17 protein-coding genes and 3 pseudogenes are annotated in these 16,483 nt (G+C 67.2%); 9 read left to right on the forward strand and 11 right to left on the reverse strand.

Features of this window, described 5'->3' with window-relative positions:
- The first annotated feature begins 71 nt into the window (after positions 1–71).
- The 6 genes and pseudogenes from ACZ4WQ_RS14070 to ACZ4WQ_RS14095 all read left to right on the forward strand — a co-directional run bounded on the left by ACZ4WQ_RS14070 (position 72) and on the right by ACZ4WQ_RS14095 (position 4,013).
- On the forward strand, positions 72–1,073 hold the full coding sequence (locus ACZ4WQ_RS14070; RefSeq protein ID WP_398372071.1) for a helix-turn-helix transcriptional regulator: 1,002 nt from the start codon (positions 72–74) through the stop codon (positions 1,071–1,073).
- Positions 1,074–1,350: 277 nt separating this feature from the next.
- Positions 1,351–1,920 (forward strand): TetR/AcrR family transcriptional regulator, encoded by a 570-nt coding sequence (locus ACZ4WQ_RS14075; protein ID WP_311729963.1) that lies wholly within the window; start codon positions 1,351–1,353, stop codon positions 1,918–1,920.
- 88 nt (positions 1,921–2,008) lie between these two features.
- Positions 2,009–2,464 (forward strand): annotated as a pseudogene (locus ACZ4WQ_RS14080) (transposase family protein); the annotation flags it as partial.
- Positions 2,465–2,584: 120 nt separating this feature from the next.
- Positions 2,585–2,953, forward strand: a complete 369-nt coding sequence (locus ACZ4WQ_RS14085; RefSeq protein WP_311729961.1) for a hypothetical protein — start codon at positions 2,585–2,587, stop codon at positions 2,951–2,953.
- Between the two features lie 69 nt (positions 2,954–3,022).
- Positions 3,023–3,277 (forward strand): Rossmann-fold NAD(P)-binding domain-containing protein, encoded by a 255-nt coding sequence (locus ACZ4WQ_RS14090; RefSeq protein WP_311729960.1) that lies wholly within the window; start codon positions 3,023–3,025, stop codon positions 3,275–3,277.
- 73 nt (positions 3,278–3,350) lie between these two features.
- Entirely contained in the window at positions 3,351–4,013 is a 663-nt protein-coding gene (locus tag ACZ4WQ_RS14095) for an NAD(P)H-binding protein (protein ID WP_311729959.1), read from the forward strand.
- Positions 4,014–4,135: 122 nt separating this feature from the next.
- Here the strand turns inward: ACZ4WQ_RS14095 and ACZ4WQ_RS14100 are convergent, their stop codons facing one another.
- The 5 genes from ACZ4WQ_RS14100 to ACZ4WQ_RS14120 form a co-directional block, all read right to left on the reverse strand.
- A complete protein-coding gene (locus ACZ4WQ_RS14100) occupies positions 4,136–5,329 on the reverse strand; it encodes an amino acid ABC transporter substrate-binding protein (protein WP_398372068.1) in 1,194 nt (397 codons plus the stop codon).
- Position 5,330: 1 nt separating this feature from the next.
- Positions 5,331–5,990 (reverse strand): hydrolase, encoded by a 660-nt coding sequence (locus tag ACZ4WQ_RS14105; RefSeq protein WP_311729956.1) that lies wholly within the window; start codon positions 5,988–5,990, stop codon positions 5,331–5,333.
- Positions 5,991–6,421: 431 nt separating this feature from the next.
- A complete protein-coding gene (locus ACZ4WQ_RS14110; protein ID WP_398372066.1) occupies positions 6,422–8,161 on the reverse strand; it encodes a pyruvate dehydrogenase in 1,740 nt (579 codons plus the stop codon).
- A gap of 218 nt (positions 8,162–8,379) precedes the next feature.
- A complete protein-coding gene (locus ACZ4WQ_RS14115; protein ID WP_311729954.1) occupies positions 8,380–8,718 on the reverse strand; it encodes a GNAT family N-acetyltransferase in 339 nt (112 codons plus the stop codon).
- A 22-nt stretch (positions 8,719–8,740) separates the two neighbouring features.
- On the reverse strand, positions 8,741–9,730 hold the full coding sequence (locus ACZ4WQ_RS14120; RefSeq protein ID WP_358644758.1) for a pirin family protein: 990 nt from the start codon (positions 9,728–9,730) through the stop codon (positions 8,741–8,743).
- Between the two features lie 122 nt (positions 9,731–9,852).
- On the opposite strand from ACZ4WQ_RS14120, the gene ACZ4WQ_RS14125 reads away from it, so the two are divergent.
- Positions 9,853–10,341 carry a carboxymuconolactone decarboxylase family protein gene (locus tag ACZ4WQ_RS14125; RefSeq protein WP_311729952.1) on the forward strand — a complete coding sequence of 163 codons (489 nt, stop codon included), beginning with the start codon at positions 9,853–9,855 and terminating at the stop codon, positions 10,339–10,341.
- Between the two features lie 85 nt (positions 10,342–10,426).
- On the opposite strand, the gene ACZ4WQ_RS14130 is transcribed toward ACZ4WQ_RS14125, so the two are convergent.
- The 5 genes and pseudogenes from ACZ4WQ_RS14130 to ACZ4WQ_RS14150 form a co-directional block, all read right to left on the reverse strand.
- Positions 10,427–10,954, reverse strand: coding sequence for a MarR family winged helix-turn-helix transcriptional regulator (locus tag ACZ4WQ_RS14130; protein ID WP_311729951.1), 528 nt, complete (start codon positions 10,952–10,954; stop codon positions 10,427–10,429).
- A gap of 64 nt (positions 10,955–11,018) precedes the next feature.
- A complete protein-coding gene (locus ACZ4WQ_RS14135; protein ID WP_398372062.1) occupies positions 11,019–11,969 on the reverse strand; it encodes an NmrA/HSCARG family protein in 951 nt (316 codons plus the stop codon).
- A gap of 581 nt (positions 11,970–12,550) precedes the next feature.
- Positions 12,551–13,428 (reverse strand): annotated as a pseudogene (locus ACZ4WQ_RS14140) (DUF5996 family protein).
- Between the two features lie 94 nt (positions 13,429–13,522).
- A complete protein-coding gene (locus ACZ4WQ_RS14145) occupies positions 13,523–14,053 on the reverse strand; it encodes a MarR family winged helix-turn-helix transcriptional regulator (RefSeq protein ID WP_311729947.1) in 531 nt (176 codons plus the stop codon).
- Between the two features lie 239 nt (positions 14,054–14,292).
- A complete protein-coding gene (locus tag ACZ4WQ_RS14150) occupies positions 14,293–15,123 on the reverse strand; it encodes an NmrA family NAD(P)-binding protein (protein WP_398372980.1) in 831 nt (276 codons plus the stop codon).
- A gap of 297 nt (positions 15,124–15,420) precedes the next feature.
- Here ACZ4WQ_RS14150 and ACZ4WQ_RS14155 point away from each other — a divergent pair, with 297 nt between their 5' ends.
- Positions 15,421–15,606 carry a MerR family DNA-binding transcriptional regulator gene (locus tag ACZ4WQ_RS14155; protein WP_394816878.1) on the forward strand — a complete coding sequence of 62 codons (186 nt, stop codon included), beginning with the start codon at positions 15,421–15,423 and terminating at the stop codon, positions 15,604–15,606.
- Positions 15,607–16,061: 455 nt separating this feature from the next.
- A complete protein-coding gene (locus ACZ4WQ_RS14160; protein ID WP_311729945.1) occupies positions 16,062–16,205 on the forward strand; it encodes a mycothiol transferase in 144 nt (47 codons plus the stop codon).
- Positions 16,206–16,284: 79 nt separating this feature from the next.
- On the opposite strand, the pseudogene ACZ4WQ_RS14165 reads toward ACZ4WQ_RS14160, so the two are convergent.
- Positions 16,285–16,482, reverse strand: a pseudogene (locus tag ACZ4WQ_RS14165) (NF041680 family putative transposase); the annotation flags it as partial.
- Position 16,483 lies beyond the last annotated feature (1 nt).

Consider the following 16,483-nt stretch of genomic DNA (forward strand, 5'->3'; position numbering starts at 1 on the left):
AACGGCTCGTATGCCACGATGGCAGAGGTAGAGGACAGGTTGTGTCCGGTACTCCAGGGAATATGGGTGCCATGCATAAAACATCTGCCCGGCTGCTCGCGCTGCTCTCGCTCCTTCAAACGCCCCGTGACTGGTCCGGCGATGATCTCGCCGAGCGTCTCGGCATCACGTCGCGCACAGTGCGCCGTGACATCGACCGCCTGCGCGAACTCGACTACCCGATCAAGACCCTCAAAGGACCGGCCGGCGGCTACCGCCTGGAGGCCGGCACTCACCTGCCGCCCATGCTGTTCGACGACAACCAGGCCGTCGCCCTGGCCGTCGCGCTGCAGACCGCGGCCGCCGGCACCACCGTCGCCGAAGACGCTACCCGCGCGCTGGCCACCCTCCGTCAGGTCATGCCACCCCGCCTGCGCCACCGCATCGACCTGTTGCACATCACCGCCGTCCAACCGCCCGCGGCGTTCGGCCACACCTTCCAGGTCGACGCTCAGGTCCTGATGGACCTGAGCCGCGCCATCCACGCCCGCGAGGAACTGCGCTTCGACTACGCCCCGGGTCCAAGCACCTCGGCCGATGACGCCCGCCGCGTAGAACCCCACCACCTGGTCACCTGGCGTCATCGCTGGTACCTCGTGGCCTGGGACCTCCACCGCGAGGACTGGCGTACCTTCCGCGTCGACCGCATCCGGCCCCGCACACCCACCGGCCCCCGCTTCACCCCTCGTGACCTCCCCGGCGGCACCGTCTCCACCTTCATCACCAGCCGATTCCGCGGCAACGACGGCACCACCGCCGACTGGCCCTGCCAAGGCGAAGTCATCCTCCGCCTCCCGGCCGCCGATGTCGCGCCCTTCGCCCAGGACGGAATCGTTGAGGAACTCGGCTCCCGTCACTGCCGGCTCATTCTCGGCTCCTGGTCATGGACCGGTCTCGCCGCCGCCATCGGCCGCTTCGACACCGATATCGAAGTCATCGGCCCACCCCAACTGGCCACCGCATTCGGGGACCTCGCCGCCCGCTACGCCCACGCCGCCCGCACCACAAGACCAGAGACCGGCCCGGCGCGGTGAGAACAGAACTCACCACGTTGCTCAAGCCCTCCGAACCTCCGGGGCCGACCCAACACTCAGTTACACGCGATCCGAGAGCAGGGAAGGGGTTCGCATAAACGAACGACCGTTTGTGCGAGTCGCGGCGCGGGGCCCGTGCGCTTCGCGTGCCCTGGGCCGCCGCCACGCTCACCATCCCACAGAGCTCGCCACGCCCTCGCTACATCACACTCCGATTTGCCGATAGCATGTAGGTGTATGCATACTTAGCATAGGAACCTGAAGGTGGGTGATAGCTATGGTTCGGGCAGGACTGAGCCCGGAGCGGCTGACGCTCGCAGGTGCGGAGCTCGCCGATGAAGCTGGTTTCGACCAGGTGACCCTGTCGGCGCTTGCCCGGCGTTTCGATGTGAAGCCGGCGAGCCTGTACTCGCACCTGAAGAACTCCCACGAGCTCAAGACCCGCATCGCGCTGTTCTCACTTACGGAACTGGCCGACAGGGTCGCGGACGCCGTGGCCGGCCGCGCGGGCAAAGACGCTCTGACGGCCTTCGCGAACGCCTATCGAGACTACGCCCGCGCGCACCCCGGCCGGTACGAAGCAGCCCGGTACCGGCTGGACCCGCAGACCGCCGCAGTTAGCGCCGGCCCCAGGCACGCGCAGATGACGCGGGCCATCCTGCGTGGCTACGACTTGGCCGAGCCGGACCAGACACACGCGGTCCGCATGCTGGGCAGCGTCTTCCTCGGCTACGCCACCTTGGAGGCGGCCGGTGCCTTCGACCACACTGACATCGCCGCGCAGCAATCCTGGACCTGGACCCTAGACGCACTCGACGCCGCGCTGCGGAGCCGGTCCATTCCCTGACCTGGCATGTTTCATCCGGCGACCGGTCCTCACACACCGACCCGACACCCCATCCAGAACCAAGAGGCTTGAGGCCATGAGCACCTTAGCTGGCGACTCCGACTCCTTCACCCCCCACGACTTGCGACACCCCGAACTGACCGGCATGACCCGCGAACAGCTCAGCGACCTGACCCACACCCTGATACCCGGGCTGGAAGAGCATCGTGAGCGGGCCCGCCATGCAGCCCGCGGCGGACCACGCTGTATCGCCCGCGGCACAGGCCGCAAACCTAGCCTCACACCCGCCGACCAGATCTTGGTCACCATCCTCTACCTGCGGAAACACTCTCGCCAGGAGCTCCTCGGTCGACTCTTCAACACCACCGCTATGACCATCAGCCGCGCAGTGAAAGACGTCCGCCCGCTCCTCGAAGCCCACGGTTTCACCGTCACCGCCTCCACAGCCCGATTCCGGACACCGGACGACATCACCGCGTTTCTCGACTCTGAGGCATGCAAGATCGAACCAGACAGGGTCGAGCTGCCGAACAGTGACCCCTGAGCCCGTACACCACGAAACAGGTCAGCGAAGACGTCCACTCCCGCGAGGAGAGACGAATACACAGGCAATCGAGCTCTTTACCCATGGAATCGTCCGCGACGGCGCCGTTGAAACGCCGCCATGGACAACAGCACAACTCTCGTTCTCGACGCCACCGGCAAGACCGGCCGCCGGGTCGCCGCCCGGCTGCGGCTGCGTGGCACACCGGTGCACGCCGCCTCCCGGTCCAGCCGGACTCCGTTCGACTGGACCGACCTCGCCGGATGGGACCGGGCGCTGCGAGGCATCGCCACCGTCTGCATCGTGCCGCCGACCGTGCCTGGCCCGGTGCACGACTTCGTGACACGGGCCGAGGCCGCCGGCGTGCAGCGTCTGGTCCTGCTCTCCACGCCCCGCTGGTCGTCGGCGAGTTGGCACTTCCGTCCGGTGCCGTCCCCGAGCCGTTCGTCGACCTGGAAGATGTCGCCGACGTCGCGGCTGCGGTGCTGACCGAGCGCGGCTGCCACGCCGGACGGATCTACGAGCTCACCGGGGCGCGCGCTGACCTTCGCCGAGGCCGTGGAGCTGATCTCGCGAGCGTCCGGGCAGCCCATCACCTACAAGCAGATCAGCCCGGCCGAGTACACCGCGACGCTGCTCGACCAGGGCTGGAGCCAGGACGACGCCCACCACCTCACCGAGATGTTCGTCATGATGGAACGCGGGGTGATCGCCGGTACGGCCGACGGCGTGGCCACCGTTCTGGGTCGCGCGCCCCGGAGTTTCGAGGACTACGTCGTGAGGGCCGCGGCGGCGGGAGCCTGGCGGCGATGAGGACATGGTGTCTGCTGCAGCAGGTCATGCCCGAACGAAGCTTGAGAGCTGCGACACGGAGAACGGAGCATCCATGATGGACGTCTTCATCATCGGCGTCACCGGCGGCATCGGTGGTCTGCTCGCGGAGAAGCTGCGCTCCCGAGGAGACACCGTCCACGGGCTCGTTCGCCGGGATGCGCAGCGGGCCGAGCTCGCCACGCGGGGCGTGGACGCACGAGTCGGTGATCTGTCCCGCATGACCGTGGAGGAGTTGGCTGCAACCTTCGGCGGTGTCGCTGCGATCGTCTTCAGTGCCGGATCGAATGGCGGCAGCAAGGAGATCACGAAGGCTGTCGACGGCGACGGGGTCGTGAAGGCGATCAAGGCAGCACACCTCGCCGGTGTCGAACGCTTCGCACTGGTGTCGGTGCTCCCGGAGTCATGGCGGGAACGCGACCTCGGTGACGAGGTCGAGTACTACTTCGCGGTGAAGAAGGGAGCAGACATCGAGCTCAGCCGCAGCGGGCTGAACTGGCTGATCCTGCGTCCATCACTGCTTCTCGACGGTCCGGGAGTCGGAACCGTATCCCTCGGTCCGGCAGAGTTCCACGGCCACATCACTCGCGACGACGTTGCCGGCACCCTCGCCGAACTGCTCCACGAGCCCCGAATCGGCCGGCAGATCCTGGAACTCAACACGGGTTCGACACCGATCGACGAGGCAGTCCGAGCCAACGTCCGCTGGTCGTACTGACCACCAGCGTTGCCGGCACCGAGCGGTGAGACGGGTAGGCGATCGCCTTGCCGGAGCCGGCTTGCGCAGAGACGGGCCGCCGGAAGATGTGGCGGCCCGTCTCGATGACTGCGATGTCCCCCTTACTCAGCAGTGAGAGCTTCCGCGTAGGGAAAACTGAGATCTCCGGAGGACGATTCCGGTGGCGACACCACGATCTGCCGTGATCCGTTCTGGAACTGACCGACCTCGTGGCCGGAAATTCCCTGGAACTGGACCTGGAGAACCCTCGGTTGCAGCCATTCGCCCTTCACGCCGAACCGGACATCCCCCATGACGGTCGGGAAGCTTTCCCCCCGCGTGTACGCCGAGAGGCTCTCGTCGTTGAAACCGCCGGTCGCCTCGACGGCTTGAGCGATCACCTGCATCTGGGCGTACGCGAGCGGCACCATGTAATGCCCGAGCAGATCGACACCGGCGTCGGCCGCACGTTCCTGGTAGGTGTTCAGCAGTTCCTGAACACCCGGGAACATCATTTTCGGGACCGGAGCCCAGTACTCGTAGTTCACGAAGCCGTTGAGCAGCGGTCCGAGTGTCGTCTTCACCGCTGTATTCTGCGGGCCGATCATGGCACCGCCGACCATCTTCGGCCGGTATTGGTGAGATCGGATAGTCCGTACCAGGCCGATCGAGTCGTCCAGGTAGGAACACAGGAATAGCAGATCGCTGCCGGTTTCCGCGACGGCGTCGATGACGGGCTTGAAGTCCTCGGTCGACAGCGAATAGGTGGCCTCGTGGACGACCTTGATTCCGTACTTCTCGGCGTTGGCCTTGGCGCCGAGAACGGGGTTGCGGGAGAACTCGGCATCCGCAGAGACGAGCGCCACGGTCGTCGGCCGCGGATTCTGCTGCGCGGCGAGTTCGAAGAACCCCTCGGTGAGCGCCGCGTTCGGATCCGGCCCGGTCGGGATCATGGCGAAGTAGTTCGGACAGGCGAGCGCATTGTTGACGCCGAGGCCCATGAGCCCGACGAAGAAGCGCTGCCGCTCCACAACCAACGGCATGGCCGGCAGCAGGGTGTTGGTGCCGTATCCACCGATGACGAGGTCAACCTCGTCCTCGTCAATCAGCCGTTCGTACAGCGCGTGGACCAGGGAGGCGTCTCCGTGGTCGTCGTAGCGGACGAACTCCACCGGACGGCGGAGCAGTCCACCGCGAGCGTTGATGTCCTCGCGCCAGATCTCATGGGCGAGCCGGGCTGACCGGCCGTTGTCCGCGAGGGGACCGGTCAGCGACAGACAGTACCCGATGCGAACGGGAGCCTGTTTCGCGGCCATGTCAGGCGTTGTTTCCAGCGCGTCCTGCGGCGAGCAGCTGCATCTCCCAGCCGAAGGCGACGCCGGTGGCGCCCCCGTGCTCGAGCTGGACCTCGGTCAGGGCCGGGATGGTCTTCTCGCGGGCCCAGTCGCGCTGCCACTCACTCGCTACGGCCATCCAGGTGATGGGTACCACTCCCGCCTGGACCATGCGCCGCACGGCCATGTCATGAGCTTCCTTCGAGGCGCCGCCCGAGGCATCGGTGACGACGAAGACCTCGAAGCCCTCACCCGCCGCCTGTATCGCGGGCATCGCGACACAGACCTCCGTCCACAGGCCGGCGATGATCAGTTTCTTGCGGCCGGTCGCCTTGACGGCGTCGACGACGCGCTCGTCCTGCCAAGTGTTGACGAACGTGCGGTTGATCGGCTTCTGCTCCGGGAACACGTCCTGCAGCCCCTTGATGAGGTAGCCGCCGCGCTCCTCCAGCACGGTCGTCAGGATAGTCGGCACGTCGAACGCCTTGGCAGCCTTGGCGAGGCCGACAGCGTTGTTCACGATCATCGTGGGCTCGTGGCTGTTCAGGTTGGCGAACTGGAACGGCTGGTGGTCGATCAGGACGACGACGCTCTCCTCGGGCGTCAGCAGCGCCTGCAGTCCGGACTTCGCTTCTTTGCTCATGCTGGTCCCTCTCCGGGTGTGTGTATCAGCGTGTTGAGAGTGCTCGGACGGACGTCATCGATCTCGACAGCGGAATACGGCGGCCGCATGCGTCCGCGCAGGCACCCCTGAAACCGAGTCGACCACCACGCCGGACCGGCTGACGCCGCGGCACCACTGGGCTCGGCTCCCGCATCGAGACGGTTCGCGGCGCTGGTAACGGGCCCCCGGCCCGCTCAAGTGGATGACGTGTCACCTACATTAGCACCAAGGCTTGATACGTCAACTAGATGTCGATCCGCCGCCCACACCTCGTCAACCGGCAATCCGCTGCACGGGCTACGTCGAGAACCAGCGGTGCGGCGGGCCAGGCGCCCCTAGTTGGCGTGAAGTCACGGCCGGGCCCCTGGCCGATGCCGTGAGGGCGGACCTCGACGAGGACGGCGACCATCTCAGGGTCGGGGAATGTTCCGCAGGTTGGCGCGGGCCAGGTCGAGCATCTTGCCGACGCCCCCGTCGAGCACGGTCCGGCCCGCGGCGAAGGCGAATCCCTTGACCTGGGCGGCCGAGATGTGCGGCGGGATCGACAGCGCGTTGGGGTCGGTCACCAGGTCGACCAGGAACGGGCCGTCGTGGGCGAGCGCCCGCTTGAGCCCCTCGACGACATCCCCGGGGCGCTCGATGCGGATCGCCTCGATGCCCGCGCCGCGAGCGATCGCCGCATAGTCCACCGGCTCGTGGTCGGTCTCGTGCTCCGGAAGCCCCTCGACCAGCATCTCCAACTTCACCATGCCCAGGGAGGAGTTGTTGAAGACGATCGTCTTCACCGGCAGATCGTGCAGCTTCACTGTGAGCAACTCACCCATCAGCATGCCCAGTCCACCGTCACCCGACATCGAGATCACCTGGCGGCCGGCGTAAGCGAACTGCGCGCCGATGGCGTGCGGCAGCGCGTTGGCCATCGTGCCATGCAGGAACGAACCGATCACCCGGCGCCGCCCATTGGGGGTCAGATAACGCGCCGCCCAAACATTGGACATGCCGGTGTCCACCGTGAACACGGCGTCGTCAGCCGCGAGATCGTCCAGAACCGAGGCCGCGTACTCAGGGTGGATCGGGGTGTACCGCTCGACGTCGTGGGTGTAGGCGGAGACCACCTTCTCCAGCGACTTGGCATGGTTGTGCAGCATCCGGTCCAGATAGGTACGGCCCCGCTTCGCCTCCACCAAGGGCAGCACAGCCCGCAGCGTCTCCCGGACATCGCCGTGGACCCCGAGTTCCAGCACAGTACGACGGCCGAGGCGGCCCGCATCGTGGTCGATCTGTACGGTCCGTGCCTGCGGCAGGAAGTCGTTGTACGGGAAATCGGTGCCGAGCAGGACGACCAGGTCGGCCTCGTGCATCGCGTCGAAGCAGGCGCCGTAGCCCAGCAGACCGCTCATGCCCACGTCGTACGGGTTGTCAAACTGGATCCACTCCTTGCCCCGCAGGGTGTGCCCGATGGGGGCGGCAGCCTTCTCGGCGAGCGCCATGACCTCGGCGTGCGCGTCCCGCACTCCCGCACCGCAGAACAGCATCACCTTCCGTGCCGCGTTCACCTTCTCGGCCAGCGCCCGAACCTGTGTGTCCGGCGCGACGACCCGGCCGCGCTCAGTGACCAGGTCGCTGCTTCCCGTCGGGTGAGTCGCCTCGTCGTGCGCGACATCGCCCGGTATCACCAGGACCGACACCGCGCTGTTGCCAAGAGCCCGCTGCATGGCGATCCGAAGAACCCGGGGCATCTGCCCGGGGGTGCTGATCATCTCGCAGTAGTCGCTGCACTCGGTGAACAGCCGCTCCGGGTGGGTCTCCTGGAAGAAACCGGTGCCGATCTGGTGGGACGGGATGTGCGAGGCGAGCGCCAGCACGGGCGCACCGGAGCGGTGCGCGTCGTACAGTCCCTGGATCAGATGCGTGTTTCCGGGGCCACAGCTTCCGGCACACACCGCGAGCCTGCCGGTCAGCTGTGCCTCCGCTGCCGCAGCGAAAGCGGCGGCCTCCTCGTTCCGTACATGCACCCACTCGATGCCGTCGGCCCGGCGCACCGCGTCGACCACCGAGTTCAGGCTGTCACCCACCACGCCGTAAATCCGCTCCACGCCCGCCTGGCGCAGGATGTCCACCATTTGCTGGGCCACGGTCAGCTTCCGCATCGCCGGACTTCTCCCCTCGGGCTGCACACCTGTCTCATGTGACTGTCGGCAGCCCAATATAGTTGATGCGTCCACTATAGAAGCATGGGCGCCCGGGGGGCCTTGGCCTCAGGGGAAGGCATGCATACGGGGTTCCTGCACCCGAGCTGATCCGCACCGTGCGCGCCGGAACCCGTACGTGGGACCCGAGTTGGCCGCCGAAGAGTCGAACGGACTGCTTAGCCGAGCTGCGCCTTCAGCCACCGCAGGACGTCGGGTGTGACAGGGTCGGTGATGTCCGCGAACTCGTCGTGCCGCTTGAGGAACTTGGCGACGTAGGGGCAGACGGGGACGATCCGCATTCCGGATGCGCGCACGTCGGCGAGTGCCTGCTGGACCAGCTGCGGGCCCAGCCCCTGGCCGGCGAACGCCTCGTCGACCTCCGTGTGGAAGAAGACACGCTGCACGCCCAGGTCACGGTAGGCGGTCAGTCCCGCGCGTCGGCCGTCGACCAGGATCTCGTACCGGCGATCGGCGTCCGCCCGCTCGACGACCGTAGTGGTGGAGGACTCACTCATGGTGTGCCTTTCGTGAGGGAGGTCAGCGGGTCGGTGGGTTCCGGCGCGGTGTGATGACGGCGTTCGGCAGGGCCGGTGCGGGAAGGCGGCCGCCGGGAAATTCCTTGATGACGCCGAAGCGGTCGGAGGAGGCTTCCCAGTCCTCGCGGGCCTTCACAATGTCCTCGTGGCTGCGACCGATGAAGTTCCACCACATGACGATCTCCTCCCCGAAGGGAGGTCCCCCGAGGAGGACGACCCGCGCCGGGGCGTCGGTCTCGTTGACCGTCGTCAGGACATCCGCGCCGCGAGGGACGTAGCCGAGTTCGGCAGGCCGCAGCACAGTGTCGATCAGGCGGACGTCCCCGCTGTCCACGAGGAGGCCGTGCTCGAAGGTCGCGTCCACGGCGAGGGTGAGCGTCCTGTGCGGTTCGATGACGATCTCGGCGCCGAGCAGCGGCGTGAAGGCCCGGACCGGGGAGGTCCGGCCGGCGAGCGAGCCCAGGAATACCCTGATCTCGGCCCCGTCGACCTGCGCGGGTTTAGGCACGTAGTGCTGGAAGTCCCGGGCGGTGTTGCGGTGTTCCTCGGGCAGCGCGACCCACAGCTGGACGCCGTGGATGACGGTGGTGTTCGGGGTGGAGACCTCTGAGTGGGCGATGCCGTATCCGCCGGTCATGAGGTTCATCTCGCCGGGCCGGACCAGGGCGTGGGTGCCGAGGGTGTCGCGATGCTCGACCTCTCCACTGAACAGCCAGCTCACCGTCTGCAGTCCGGTGTGCGGATGCGGGGGCAGGTCCATGCCACCCGACGCGGCGACCTCGTGCGGACCGTAGTGATCGGCGAAGCACCAGGCGCCGATGAGTGAGCGCTCCCGCTGGGGCAGCGTCCGCCGCACACGCATCGCGCGCGGACCACCGAGGGGGACCTCGCGCGCCGACAGGACGTCGACCCGGGGGGCTCCGGTCGGCCGGTCGCCTTCGACGAGCGCACCACAGCGTAGGGCCGCGGCATCGGTTTCCGTGTTGCTCACCGAGAGCACCTCCCGCTCGATCTGGTTGTCGCATCAACTATGATGCCACGAGGGCAGGCCGATAGCCACAGCACCCGCACGAACACCGGCCACTTTGAGCGTGGCCCGAAGGAGGCCCCGCCGTGAGCAACTACCCCAACAGTTCCCCACCCCGCAGGATCTTCGTCGACAAGCAGAGCCCCAAGGCATTCCTTGCCCTGGTGCAGGTTTCGGAGGCGGTCCGGGCAACAGCCTCCGAGGCCGGACTCGACCGCACCACGGTGGAACTGATCAACCTCCGTGTGTCGCAGCTCAACGGCTGCGCCTACTGCCTCGACGTGCACACCAGGGCGGCCCTGCGCGCCGGTGAATCACCGCAGAGACTCGGTGTCCTGAGCGCATGGCGGGACACCGGCCTGTTCACGCCCTCGGAGCGTGCGGCCCTGGCGCTGGCCGAGGCCACAACCGATCCGGTGAACACCGCGGCTCAGACATCCGCCTACGAGGCCGCCCGGCAGGTTCTCCCCGAGGCTCAGATCTCAGCTGCGATCTGGGTGGCGGTCACCATCAACGCGTTCAATCGCGTGTCGGTCATGAGCAAGCACCCGGTGCCCTCGCCTTCCGCCAAGTAGGGGCGGTCGGCCCGCCGCACCGGGCTGTCGAGGTCGCAGCGGCGGCGGGGCAACCCATGGCCCCCTTCGTTCTCTTCCCGCTCTCTCAGCGGCCACCGCGGCGACGCTCACGCCGGCCACATGGCGCAGGCCGGGCCGCCCGTTCGCGAGAGGCTGGTTCCTCGCCGAGCTTCTCCATCACGCGCTCGGAGATCCGAGCCAGCAACCGCAGCTCGGACGGAGTGACATGGTCGAGGAAGAGCTCACGCACCGCCTTCACATGACGCGGGGCGGCGGCTTCGACCACCGCTCGCCCCTCGTCCGTGATCGCCACGAACGTGCCACGGCCGTCTTCGGCACACTCGTCCCGCACCACCAGACCACGCTGCACCATCCGGGTGATGTGGTGGGACATCCGGCTCTTCTCCCACTCCAACGCCCTGGCGATGTCCAGAAGCCGCCGCCGGTCCGGTACGTCCGTCAGCTCGGCCAGTACGGCGAAGTCCGCAGGCGAGACGTTGAACTCCGTCTGCAACAAGCGAGACAACCGGCCCATGAGTCTCTCATTCATACGGACGAAGCTCCGCCACGCACGCTGCTCCTCCGCCGTCAACCTACCCACCGCCTGTTCCATGAAGAGGCTGCGGCCGCTCGTCGGTGGTCCGGCCCCCGGGGCATGGCCTGTCAGCGGTAGCGGGTCAGTCCACCTGGATGTTCGCGGCGTTCTGGGCGAGCCAGTCGTCGAAGCTCTCGAGTGCCGGGGTGATCTCCCGCAGGAGGCCCAGGTCGCGCGCGCCGGTGAACTCCTGGTCGAAGTCGCCGTAGTACTGGAACATGTTGGCGATCTCGTCACCCGCCGGTACGCCCAGGGAGCGGAAGACGTCGTAGGGCACCGACTGGAAGCGCACCGGCTCGCCGATCGCGGCACCCAGCTTCTGCGCGTACTGGGCGCCGGTCAGGTGGTCGCCGGCGAGGCCGATGGTCTGGCCGATGAACCGCTCACTGTCCTTGAGGATGGCGAGCGCCGTGCGGCCGATGTCGTTCACGTTCACGCCGGCCAGCAGTTTGCCGTCCTCAAGCGGCAGGGTCAGCGTCAGTACGCCGTCCTCGGCCCGCTTGGGGCCCATCATCGACAGGAAGCCCTGGAAGAAGAAGGTGGTGTTGAGGAAGGTGGTCGGCACCCCTGCCTGCCGGAACAGCTCGTTGCCCTCGCCCTTGGCGTCGAAGTGCGGGACGTTGTACTTCCCCTGCAGGACGGGCATCCGCTCGTCCTGCAGCGGCAGCAGTTCGCGGGTGTCCTCCAGCGTCGACCACACCACGTGCCGCAGCCCGGCGTTCTTCGCGGACCGCACCAGGACCTCGATCTCCTCCGTCTCCTTGGCCGCCGAACCGTGGGCCCAGAAGTTGGTGACGAGGAAGGCGCCGTAGGCACCCTCGAACGCCTCGTGCACGGACGGCTCGTCATGGAAGTCCGCCCGCACGACCTCCGCACCGAGCTGCGCGAGTTCCTTGGCCGCGGGCGAGTCGGGGTTTCGGGTCAGCGCACGCACCGTGAACCCCGAGTCCGGATCGGCGAGGATCGCCCGCGCAGTGCCGCCTCCCTGGGCACCGGTCGCTCCGGCAATCGCGATGACCTTCTTCTCACTCATGCCATTACCCCTACACACAGAGACATTGTTGATGCATCAACTGAAGCGCATCCTGGTTGATTAATCAACCAGCGGCACGAATTTCAGCCGCGATCGCTGCGAAAGTCACCTGAGTGGCACAACACGACCGGCCAGACGCCCGGCTCAGCCAGACCGGGATGGTTCCCGTGATGCACGCGCGGGCGGCGTCCGGAGTTGCCACGCCCGCGAGGGCGCCATCCACGGACGCAAGAGGTAACCCCGTGGCAAGCACCTGGCTCACACCGATGCTCCGGCACAACTTCCCGACCACCTTCAAACGTTCCCGGCTGCGGCCCTCTCCCCCGCGGCCTTCGTATCCGCCGCACGGGACGGCTTGGAGAGGCTCGGCGAGGGGGGGACTCGACCTTATAGACGGCGGGCGGGTCGTCCGACGCACCCGGACCGAACGTCGTGCCGCCGGCGGGCGCATTACCGACCTCCTTCTCGTCGTCGCCGCCCAGGCCGAGCACGAGGAACGGTCTTCGGGTCGTGGAAGGGCGCCCACAACCGGCTGCGGACGTGGGCCGTCGACGTGGGGATGGACAACTTAGCGATCCTGGTTAGTTCGAAGCCCGCCGAGGCGAAGAAGTTCCGTCCCACCGGAAGGGGTCGTCTTCCAGCGCGGGGCGGTTCCATTGGCCGCGCACTGCGGCGGCTTCGTAGGTGGTGGGGAGAAACTCGGTGACAGCGCGCTCAGGGTCGAGCGCCACGCGGACGGCCTCGTAGGGCAGAAGGAACTGCTTGAACTCAGAGCTGAAGTAGGCGTCCTTGGGGCCGACTGGGTAATCGGCGAACCCGTCGGGTTCGGCGTAGGCGTAGGCGTAGGCGTAGAAGACACCTTCCTCCTCCGCCGCCGGGGTGCGGAGGGGCCGACCGCCCGGACAAGCGGGTGCAGGCGAGATCCATCGCACCCCAGAAGAAGTGCACCGGGCTGACCTTGCCGACGAAGTGCGACCGGAACTCGCCCATTACCCGATTGGCGTGCAGCAGCTGTCGCCAGAACAGGGCAGCCGCTTCGCCGTCGTAGGAGGCGTGGTCGTGGTCCTCGGCAAAGGGGATCGCCGACTCGAGCTCGTTGGGGTGCGGATGGATCGGGGCCTCGATCCCGAGCTCATCGAGCGTGCGCAGGGTCCGGGTGTAGAACTCGGCGATCGGCATGGGCCGGAGCGGGGAAGCTTCGCGCGCCGTTGTCGCTGCTGCGGACTTCGAGCTGGTGGCCGACGAAGTCGAATTCGACCTGCCCCGGCGCGGTACGGGATGGTCGACGTCGTCAACCAGCGGGGGCTGACGTACAAGGTCACCTGCCACAGTGGTTGATCAGGGGTGCGTGGGCCATCCGGATCTTGCCCACGATCTGGGTCCACATGTGCAGAGTGTCGCGGGTGGCGGTCCAGTCCGAGACCCGGAGGCTCGGCCAGTTCGTCGCTGGTGCGGTCATCGCTGCTCACATCCGACGCGAGGTGGAGCAGGTGGCGAACGCCACGTTCAAGCCCGAGGTAGGCCGGGGCCCGTTCCGTCACAGGGCGGTCGGGTCACTCCCCCCGATCATCCAGGTTCGCGATGATCCTCTCGGCGATGGTGCGCAGTTGCGTGACCTCGGTCGCTGTGAGGCCGGAGAGCACCGTGTCATGGGCGAAGACGTCCTGCAGCGGCAACACTCGCTCCACGAGGTCGAGGCCACGACGTGTGAGGACGGCCTGGTAGGCACGGCCCTTTTCAGGAGTGTCCTCGCGGCGGAGCAATCCGGAAGCCTCGAGTGTTCGGAGTGCATGTGACAGCCGGCTCTTGTGGAACCGCAGCGCCCGACTCAGTCGGGTGAGGCCCATCGTGTACCGATCCGCGCCGGCGAGCAACGCGAGAATCTTGAAGTGGCTGTGCGGGATGCCGGCATCGTCCTGCGTCTTTCGCTCGAGCTCGGCTTCGACCAGGTGCGCGAGAATCACCAGTGACTGCCAGTTCTCCCGCTGCTCCTGCGACACCCGGGGCGTGGCGACCTTGACCGATTCGGCCTGAGAGCGGGCCCGCCCCCGCCCGCCCGGCCGCGGCGACGTGAGATCAGACAATCGGTCATCCACCTCTCCCGGCCTGCCGGACGACCGAGCCTTCGTACTGTAAGCCCCGTAGTGAGTTGTGAGTTCAACTCACTAGGGCAACCACCCTGCCGAGAGAAGTCTAGTCCTGCCAACCCATCTGTCCCGTGACCGGAGCAGCGCGCAGATCACCTAACCACGGAGGGTGACAGCGGGCTGCGGAGTGGCCGGCCACCGTCAGCCCACCAGGGCCGGGCCCACCCGGGGCCTCGTCAGCGCGGGGCGATGCCCGTGTCCGAGGAACGGAGCGCCTGATCGAGGAGGCCCGCACCAGGGCCTGCCAACCAGCGGTCGAAGCGCAGCAGGAAGGGAAACTCCGCGCGCAACGCGTCGAGGTTCGCGTTCCCCGCCAGCGTGCCGTCGTCCACAAGCGCTTCCAACTTGCCGAGGACCTCGTCCTGTCCCGGCAGCGTCGTCGGCAGACGGCTGTAGCTGATCATCCGGCCGGCGGCCCGGGTCAGATTCTCGGCCAGGGCATTGCCGGTGAGAGCGTCACCGGCAATCTCCATGGTTCGACTGGCGTAGCGGTCGGGTGAGCCGAAGACCACGGCGACGATGCGGCCGATGTCGCGTACTGCGATGAACTGCATGGCCTGGTCCGAGCGCATCAGGAAGGACAGGTGCCCCCGGTCGAGGCCCATTTCGGGGGTCACCAGGAGCTCCATGAACGTGGCCGGCCGAATGATGGTGCCGGCGATGTCCAGATTCCGGACATGGGCCTCGATACGGCTCTTGGTGTCGAGATGGTCCACGCCCGTTGTCGAACCCGCGGTGACCGCCGAACTGTAGACGAGGTGGGCGACGCCGCAGCGCTCGGCGAACTCGGCCACCGCCGCGCCGAAGCGGACCTCGTCCTCGTTGCTCACGTCGGCGCCGGCCTGGCCGGAGTTCGGCTGGACACTGAAGACGCCGTGGGCGCCGAAGAAGGCCGCGCGGAGCGACTCCGGATCGCCGAGGTCACCGCGGACGGTTTCGACACCGGCGGCGGAGAGGGACCGGGCCCGGTGGCCGGACGGGTCCCTCACGACCGCGCGCCCCCCCAGCCGTCGGCCCGCAGCGCCGCGGCGACCGATCCTCCCTGCTGCCCCGTGGCGCCCAGGACGACGACGGTTTTGTCGATGTGGGTCATGCCGACCACACTGCGCTGTCGGCGATCAGGACGTGCTCCTGATGAACATTTACTGATTCTTCCTGAGGCCTTGAGAAGTGAGTCGGAGACGTGCTGGTCATAGGCGTGCTCCAGAGGTCGGACGGGATGGTTCCCATCGGTGTCCGCTACGCTAAAACCTGACGCCAACGTCAGGTGCAAGCGGGACGGGGAGTCGAGTCAGGAGGTCGGGATGCGGATCGGAGAGGTCGCCGCGAAGGCGGGCGTCAGCGTCAGGGCGCTGCGCTATTACGAGCAGCAGGACTTGCTCCACTCCTCCCGGAATCCGGGTGGCCAGCGCCGGTATCCGGACGGTGCCGTCGACCGGAACTGCTGGAGCTGCTCGGCGCCGAACGCGACCGCCTCGACCGGCAGATGACGGATCTGCAAGATGTGCGCAGGCGGCTGCACGACTGCATCACCGAGGCGCGCAATCATGACGGAACAGGAAGTTCGTCCTGAAGCAGGGGGCGGCGCCCAGAGGGGGCAGTTGATACGTCGGCGGCACCAGGGGCGCGCCCAGGAGGCGGCCACTTCCCTTAGCTTGTTGTTTATCGTGCGGATGCGACCTGGCCAGTGGCAACGGGTGTGTCCCTGGTGTTCTTGTGAATTGTTCGGTCAGGGTAGGCGCATGACATGGATAGCGCCGCAGGTTGAACGCACTACGCAGATCGGTGACCTGGCCACCGTACCTGAGCGTCGGCATCGGGAATGTCTTCGCTGACCCGGGAGACGGCGATGAGGGCATTGAGGGAGTCCACGAGGTCTACGCGGAACGGGACTTCCAGAGGTTCCGGGCCGAGGTCGCCGCGTGCGAGGCAGCGGCAGCCGGCCATGACCTCGACGAGACTTTCACGTCCGCGCGGCACTACCCTCAGCCTGCGCTGGCTCTACATGCAGATGATCCAGGAGTACGCCCGCCACAACGGACACGCCGACTTCCTGCGAGAGCGCACGGACGGGAAAACGGGCGACTGAGCTGGCGTTTCCAGCCGGTACGTCGTGGCTTGGTGCCCACCTTGTGGTGTGTGGGACGGCTGTGGGCTTGCCCGGTGGCGAGGACGCGTCCCACGTCGTAACGCGTCGCCGTGCGGCGGTTTTTCGAGCCGGGAGGGCGTCCGGGGCCGGGCCGGGTGGGTTTCGGTGCACCGGCTGGTGAACCGGTCTTCGCACGCAGGTTCCTGAACCCTCTGCGGACTCGGGCCGGGGTGAGTTTGTTCGGCTCCGCCGGTCTCTCCCAGGGACGCCGCAGGTCG

This window comes from Streptomyces sp. NPDC028305 (genome assembly GCF_055569495.1).